This is a genomic window from Brevibacterium sp. (assembly GCF_022712115.1).
In the GTDB taxonomy this organism is placed as follows: domain Bacteria; phylum Actinomycetota; class Actinomycetes; order Actinomycetales; family Brevibacteriaceae; genus Brevibacterium; species Brevibacterium salitolerans.
The window spans coordinates 1-3,068 of the sequence record NZ_JALAHB010000124.1; the positions used below are offsets into that span (position 1 = coordinate 1).

General features: G+C 69.6%; 4 protein-coding genes. 1 reads left to right on the forward strand and 3 read right to left on the reverse strand.

Features of this window, described 5'->3' with window-relative positions; translation table 11 throughout:
* Positions 1-132: 132 nt before the first annotated feature.
* The 3 genes from Q0A33_RS07215 to Q0A33_RS07225 all read right to left on the reverse strand — a co-directional run bounded on the left by Q0A33_RS07215 (position 133) and on the right by Q0A33_RS07225 (position 2,205).
* Positions 133-951: a carboxymuconolactone decarboxylase family protein gene (locus Q0A33_RS07215; RefSeq protein WP_291794763.1), complete on the reverse strand. Its 819-nt coding sequence runs from the start codon at positions 949-951 to the stop codon at positions 133-135.
* Positions 952-1,256: 305 nt separating this feature from the next.
* Positions 1,257-1,871, reverse strand: a complete 615-nt coding sequence (locus Q0A33_RS07220; protein WP_363316544.1) for a class I SAM-dependent methyltransferase — start codon at positions 1,869-1,871, stop codon at positions 1,257-1,259.
* A gap of 7 nt (positions 1,872-1,878) precedes the next feature.
* Positions 1,879-2,205, reverse strand: a complete 327-nt coding sequence (locus tag Q0A33_RS07225; protein WP_291794764.1) for a hypothetical protein — start codon at positions 2,203-2,205, stop codon at positions 1,879-1,881.
* Between the two features lie 365 nt (positions 2,206-2,570).
* Between Q0A33_RS07225 and Q0A33_RS07230 the strand changes: the two genes are divergently transcribed.
* A partial coding sequence (locus tag Q0A33_RS07230) for a TM2 domain-containing protein (RefSeq protein ID WP_291794765.1) occupies positions 2,571-3,068 on the forward strand: 498 nt, incomplete at its 3' end.

Genomic DNA, 3,068 nt, shown 5'->3' on the forward strand with positions numbered 1-3,068 from the left:
AGGCCGCTCCCCCGTTCTCGCGGTCCGCCTTGGAGCAGCCGGCGAAGGTGAGGAGGGGCACCGCGAGGAGCGCGGCCGCCCGCAGCCCTGCGTGGGCGTGATCGAGCCGTCGTGACGGCCGTGACTGTGGTGTCATGTCGTGGCTTCCTTCTCTTCTGCCGGAGGCGTGTCCTCCTGGCCGGTCCCGGTCCGCTCGCCCCGCACCCGGGAGGCGCGCACGAGCGCGCGGGCGCCCATGAGGGTGGTGTCGATGCCGATGCTGCTGGCGATCGTCATCACGTCGATCACCTGCGCCGGGCTTGCGCCGTACTGCAGCGCCTTCTCCGTGTGCACGCTGATCCCCGCGGTGAACAGGTGTGTGGTGGCGACGTCGATCGCCACGTAGACGAGCTCCCGGAACCAGTCGGGGAGCTCTCCGTGGTTCCAGGGGATGCTGGAGACGTCCAGATACGCCTCGAAGTACTCGGGGGTGTAGGCGAGGACCGTGTCCCAGCCCGGCGACCAGTACCGACGCTCCCGGATGAAGCGCTCCTTGAGCGCCCTGTGCCGCGTCTGGGCGGGCTCATCCGCAACCTGCTCCGCCACCCCCAGACGTGCGAACACCTCATGGGCAAGGGGCACCCCCACCAGCATCGAGTGCGTGCCCAGGGACGCTGCGAGCTGCAGGGTCTCCATCACCTCCGCCTCGCTCGCCCCCGCCCGCAGCGCCTGCGCGATGTGGAGCTGGGTGGCGGCCGGGTGCAGATACGTGACCTGGGCGTTGACCGCGACGGCGATGAGCTCGCGTTCCCGCGCCGTGAGCGCGCCCCTGTGCGCAGTGACGCGCAGCAGGCGGTCATAGGCCGCGAAGTAGCGCGGGTCCGCGGCCAGCAGGGCGTCGAGCTCCTCCGACCAATGGCCGTGGGCGGACTCGAACTCCCGTCTCAGCTCATCCGGGTGTGCGTGAACCATGGTGAGACCTCTCCGGCGCCCACTTCACCGTGTGCGCCTGTGGTCTCCCCATTATGAAGTTAGTAGACAGACATGTCTATATAGTTTTTGGGCGACAACCGCTGCCGCACGTCCTTCTTCCGGGCATCGGCCGCCTTCTGCGGGCACACCGCTCATCCACAGAGACGCCCGCCCATACGTGGGCGGGGAGGCGGCTTTCCGGAGCCCCCGCCGCGTTCCTCTGCCGTTCGAGAAACATGTGCCCGGATGCGTGTGCAGCCACCCACATAGAAGTGGGTGGCTGCACACGCATCCGTGCGGTGAACTCAGCGCGGCGCCAGCACCGCCACCAGGAAGTCGTCCGACGGCGGCCGCAGATCCCAGGTTCCCAGCCGGAGGTTCAGCCCCAGTCCGGCAGATTCGGCGTCCGCGAGGAACTCCTCGAACCCGTAACCGCGCCCGGCACCGAATCCGCAGACGAAGCGCGCATCGTCGAACATGTGCGCGCGGATGCGTTCGAGCACCCGCACACGCTCGTCCGTGGCCACGAAGGTCATGACATTGCCGGCCATGACCACCAGGTCGAAGAGCTTCTGCGAGCCCCACGGCTCCCGGAGGTCCATCTCCCCCAGATCTCCCACCTGCCAGCTCACGTCCGGAAAGTCCTCGCGCGCCACGTCGATGAGGTGCGGATCGAGATCGACACCCGTCACCGTGTGGCCGCGCCGGGCCAGCCAGCCGCCGATCCGCCCGGTGCCGCAGCCGGCGTCGAGGATCTTCGACTCACGCTCCGCCATCGCATCGGCGAATCGCGCCTCTCCGTAGATGTCCTGCCCGGACTCCGCCAGGGTGCGCCAGCGACGCGCGTAGTTCCGCGCGTGCGCGGGATCGCGCTCCACGGCCGCCGTCCACAGATTGCCGTGCGGCTCCACACCGGTCACGCTGCGCTCAGTCCCGGTCGACGAGGAGGTAGGAGGCGCCGGCGGCCGCACCGGTGACCGCGAGGACTGCCGGCCACGCACCGATCTTCTTGGCGAGCGGGTGGGAGAGGCCGAAGCCCAGCACATACGCGGCGGACAGGCCCACGGTGGTGGGCACTCCGCGCTTCTTCAGCCAGGTGCGGCCGGCGTAGGCCCCGGCCGCCGCGAGAACCGCACCGCCCAGCGGACGGATGAGGGTCTCCCGTGCGGTGAGGTATCCGCCCACCAGACCGAGGGCCACCACCGGTGCCGTGCTGACTTCTGCTGCGTCCTTGAAGATCGTGTCCTTAGCCATGTTCGGAGTCTAGCGGCGGGACCTGCCCATCGGACCAGCGCGCCGGGCCGAGCCACGCCTGCCCCTGCAGAAGAGGCCGCCTCGGCATCAGCACCCCGTCGCCGCTGCGAGGGCCTCACAGATCTCCTTCATCCGCCCGGTGCTGATCTGCGTCCGAGGAGATCTGTTCATTGTGATAACCGCGCCGCGACCCGTGCGCAGCTCCTGTGTCAGACTTGCGAGGCAAGGAACAACCCCCGCAGGAGAGGCCCCCTCACCCGCGGTTCCGGCGGGTTCCGCACACGCACCCTCCACCACGCCCCGGGTCCGCAGCGGCGGTGTGAGTCGTGGGGACCGCCGGTCGCACACAGATCTGGAGCACAGCGATGTCACAGCCCCCCGGCTACGGCCCCCAGGGGATCAATCCCAACACCGGACTGCCCTACGGCCCTGGTGACGTCTCCGGCGGGGACGACGGCACGCGGGCCTACCCGCAGGACCCCTACGGCCAGGCGCCCGGCGGCTACGGCGCTCAGCCCGGCTACGGCTCCGCGCCCGGCGGCTACGGGACGGGCCAGCCGGCAGGGGCCTCTGCACCCTACGGGAACGAGCAGTACGGCAGCCCGCAGTACGGCAACGACCAGTACGGGAACCAGCAGTACGGCTCCCCTCAGTACGGCCAGGACTCCTATGGTCAGAACGCCTACGGATCCCCGCAGCACGCCCAGGATCCCTACGGGGCGGAGGCCGCCGGCTACGCCCCACAGGGCGGCCCCTTCGGCACTGCCACCACCAGCGAATCCCAGAAGACCTTCATCGCCACCTGGCTCCTCGGCTGGCTCCTCGGCTCCTTCGGCGCAGACCGCTTCTACCTCGGCAAATTC

What these genes read in the sequence shown, in the direction of transcription:
- Q0A33_RS07215 (WP_291794763.1), bottom strand. Translation starts at nt 951, where the DNA reads ATGGTTCACGCACACCCGGATGAGCTGAGACGGGAGTTCGAGTCCGCC.
- Q0A33_RS07225 (WP_291794764.1), bottom strand. Translation starts at nt 2,205, where the DNA reads ATGGCTAAGGACACGATCTTCAAGGACGCAGCAGAAGTCAGCACGGCA.